Annotated in this window: 4 protein-coding genes; all 4 read right to left on the minus strand. The window is 43.5% G+C overall.

What is annotated here, in order from left to right:
• Positions 1-68: 68 nt before the first annotated feature.
• Complete coding sequence (gene purU, locus AM228_RS28515; protein ID WP_054470403.1) at positions 69-923, minus strand: formyltetrahydrofolate deformylase; 855 nt, start codon at positions 921-923, stop codon at positions 69-71.
• Positions 924-979: 56 nt separating this feature from the next.
• Positions 980-2041 (minus strand): DUF4340 domain-containing protein, encoded by a 1062-nt coding sequence (locus AM228_RS28520; protein WP_082349233.1) that lies wholly within the window; start codon positions 2039-2041, stop codon positions 980-982.
• Positions 2042-2203: 162 nt separating this feature from the next.
• Positions 2204-3130, minus strand: a complete 927-nt coding sequence (locus AM228_RS28525; RefSeq protein ID WP_054470410.1) for a diguanylate cyclase domain-containing protein — start codon at positions 3128-3130, stop codon at positions 2204-2206.
• Between the two features lie 26 nt (positions 3131-3156).
• A complete protein-coding gene (locus tag AM228_RS33840) occupies positions 3157-3327 on the minus strand; it encodes a hypothetical protein (protein WP_156332141.1) in 171 nt (56 codons plus the stop codon).
• Positions 3328-3661: the final 334 nt, after the last annotated feature.

Consider the following 3661-nt stretch of genomic DNA (forward strand, 5'->3'; position numbering starts at 1 on the left):
GATTCGCGAATCAACCCTACTGAATGCTTACAATATATATAGGAATTACGCCCAAATCTGACGAATGATTAAGCAAAAACGACGGTGCGATCGCCATAGACTAAGACGCGATTTTGTAAGTGCGATCGCACTGCCCGGGCTAACACCATTCGCTCTAAATCTTTGCCTTTGCGGATTAAATCATCAACATCATCCCGGTGGCTGACTCTGACCACATCTTGCTCAATAATTGGCCCTGCATCTAGGTCTGGGGTGACATAATGAGCGGTTGCGCCAATAATTTTGACGCCCCGCTGATAAGCTTGATGATACGGTTTCGCCCCGGCAAAGGCGGGCAAAAATGAGTGATGAATATTAATCACATTATTAAAGCTGCTCAAGAAATCCGCACTCAATACCTGCATATATTTGGCCAGGACAACTAAATCAATCTGGTAATAGTTTAATAGTTCTAATTGTTTGGCTTCTTGTTCGGCTTTATTGGCTTTGGTAATCGGCATATGGTAAAAATCTGCCCCAAATTGACTGGCGATCGCTTTTAAATCCGGGTGATTACTAATAATCAGGGGAATTTCCGCTAAAAATTCTTTTGCTTCATGTCGCCATAGCAAATCTAACAAGCAATGGTCTTGGCGACTAACCCAAATTGATAGTCTAGGCACCCGATCGGAAAAGTGCAGTTGCCAAGTAGCATCGAGGGATTTAGCTAAACTTGCCACCGTCGGGGCGATCGCCTCTCTGGACAAATCAAATCCCTCTAATTGCCACTCAATCCGGGTCAGAAATAACCCAGCGGCAAAATCCGTATGATGGTCAGCATGAATAATATTACCATTATGGCAATAGATAAAATTGGCAATTTTTGCCACTAATCCACGTTGGTCTGGGCAAGAAAATAGTAAAGTTGCTGTTGGTGATTTCATATTTAATTTTAGTCTAACAAGCTTAATTTTTGGTTAGATTACGGGTAATTACCTGATTATTCATAATTTTCCTCTGGGAGACTTTCTGGATTCATGGGTTCCGTCGTTTCTGGATTTGGCGCCGAACTTTCCGGGGTTGGTTCTAATGTTTCTGGTTCAGGGTTATTTTCCGGGGCGGGATTTTCCGTTTCATTGCTGGGCGGCAAAGTTTCTGGCGTTTGTTCTGGATTTAATTTGGCAGGACTCTCCGGAGTTGTGGCTGGATTTTCTTCTAAAACTGCCGCTGGTTGTTTCCAGTCTTCTAGGGTGCGATCGACCGCATACTCAAAATTTTTGGAAACCACTAAAACCGTTTGATTTTCGGTTTCTGGCAGCGGTGGATTCACTTGAGCATAAATAGCGTTGCCGCTAAATTCTGATTTGCCCAGAATCATTTGATAAATTCTCTGGTCTTTGAGGATCACTTCGATAATGGCAACCGGAGGATTTAACCCATATTCTTTAACTTGTTCCGGGGTAGCGGTCAAAGTTTGCTGACTGCGATCGCTGACTAATTGTTCTAATAAAAACGATACATAAGCCTCATTAGCATAAACTTTTTCCTGAAATGTCTGGGTTGACTTCTCTGGCATTCGATCGGGACTTTGACTATTTTCCGTAGCCGCAGTTTCTTCTGCGTTGACGGTTTCTTCAGCGGTTTCGGCGGGAGTTTCTGCCCCATTTTCTTCAGCAGTTTCGGCGGGAATTTCTGCCGCTGTTTCTTCAAGAGTTCCCGTTTCGGCGGGAGTTTCTGCCGCTGTTTCTTCAGGATTTGCCGTTGCTTTCGGGGTGGCTTTTGGGGATGGCTTTTCTTCCTTTGCTTCTGCCACTTCTAGAATTTGCATTAACCAGAGGTCTTGGGGCGTAGATAAATCCGATGCGCGTTCAAAGCGTAATGTTTGGCTTTGAGTTTTGACGAATAAAGCTTGAACATCTTCTTCTTTAAATTTAAATAGTTTTCTGGCAAAAGCTTCTTTCGCTTCTTGGGCGGGGATAATTAAAGTTTCATAGTAATAGAACGCTCCACCCATAAGCAGAGCACCGAACAGCAATATTATCGTAGAACGCTGAAATTTCATTTTGATCCTTTTTTATCCTTTTTTATCCTTGGGTTGGGCGATTTGTGGTTAAGTTGTTGTTGCTGGACAGGAAGAGGGATTGTTTCAGTGGATCCCTAGATTTGGAGGCGCAAAGCATGGCCAACCGAATCTTGACTCTGTGCGATCGCTTATTCCTCGCGATCACAGATCGCGATCTGTTGAGGATCTTACCTGATTTCGTCCGTTGCTTTTCGCTCGATACAAAGCGCGATCGGCCATTTCAATTAAATTGTTGGCAGAGGTTTCATCGTTGGGAATGACTGTGGCAACTGCTAGACTCAAGGTGACATAATCAGAAACCTGGGAAATCACATGAGGCAGATGCAAGGATGCCACATTTTGGCGAATTTGCTCGGCAATTGCTGTGGCTGAATCGAAATTAGTTTCTGGTAGAATCACCGCGAATTCTTCGCCCCCATACCGAGCCACAAAATCCGCTGCACGTTGGACTGAACTGGCTAATGTTTGTGCCACTGTTCTCCGACACTGATCCCCAGATACATGGCCATAGGAATCATTAAAATTCTTAAAGTAATCAATGTCGATCATAATCAACGCCGAGGAGGTTTCCCGGCGTTGCGATCGCCTCCATTCTCCCTTCAGGACGCGATCGAACTGACGACGATTGGGGATTTCGGTGAGTCCATCAATTTCTCCCAGACGCTCTAATAGCTCTTGCTTGCGCTTCAGTGATAGATGGGTTTTGACCCGTGCTAATACCTCTCTTTGTCCAGATGGTTTAGTAATATAATCTACTCCCCCCGCATCAAATGCTTTGACTTTACTATCTTCATCATCTATGGCCGTGATAAATATAACCGGAATAGCTTGAGTGGCTGGTTCTGATTTTAAAAGGTGACAAGTTTCAAACCCATCAATACCGGGCATCATCACGTCCAGCAAAATCAGATCGGGAAGTACAAACAACCCTCGCTTGATTCCCATTTCCCCATTGCGAGCCGAAATGACGGTCAATCCTGCTGGTTTGAGAATTCCAATAATTACTTTGATATTTGTTTGATCGTCATCAATAACTAAAATCACACCATCATCGCGACGATCTGGCATCGTATTCTCCCAAATATGATCTTTTTTCATCTACTATTATTATTGGTATTGATGTATTTAGTCAACAACTCTAAAATTGGCTCTTCCTCTAGTTTCTCCGCATATTCCCGGATAGTCTGAGTAAAAGCCCGATATTGGTGGCTGATTTGCGCCATTTCATTCACCTTGGCTTGGACTTTTTGCAGATCGCCGAACATGGTTAATTCCTAGAGTGCTTCTAAATCCTCAATGCGGGGATATAATTGGTAAATTATAAAACGCCACTTGAAACAGCAGTGGCGCTTTATATATTATCTTAATCAGACAATTCCTTCAGCAACTCCGAGTAAATCATCGCAGCCACCTTTCGCATAGTTGCACCACGGGCGGCATAAAGTGCTTTTCCGCTAAGTTTTTGCAAGGAACCATCAGGCAGTAATTGATAAGCACGGTTCAGCCAATATTAGAGAATTCGGCGAATGGTGTTTCAACAAACTTTTTGTTGAATTTGCCGTTCTCTGTAAGAGCCCTTTCAAAATTGTTATTGACGTA

Source organism: Planktothricoides sp. SR001 (genome assembly GCF_001276715.1).
Taxonomy (GTDB): Bacteria; Cyanobacteriota; Cyanobacteriia; order Cyanobacteriales; family Laspinemataceae; genus Planktothricoides; species Planktothricoides raciborskii.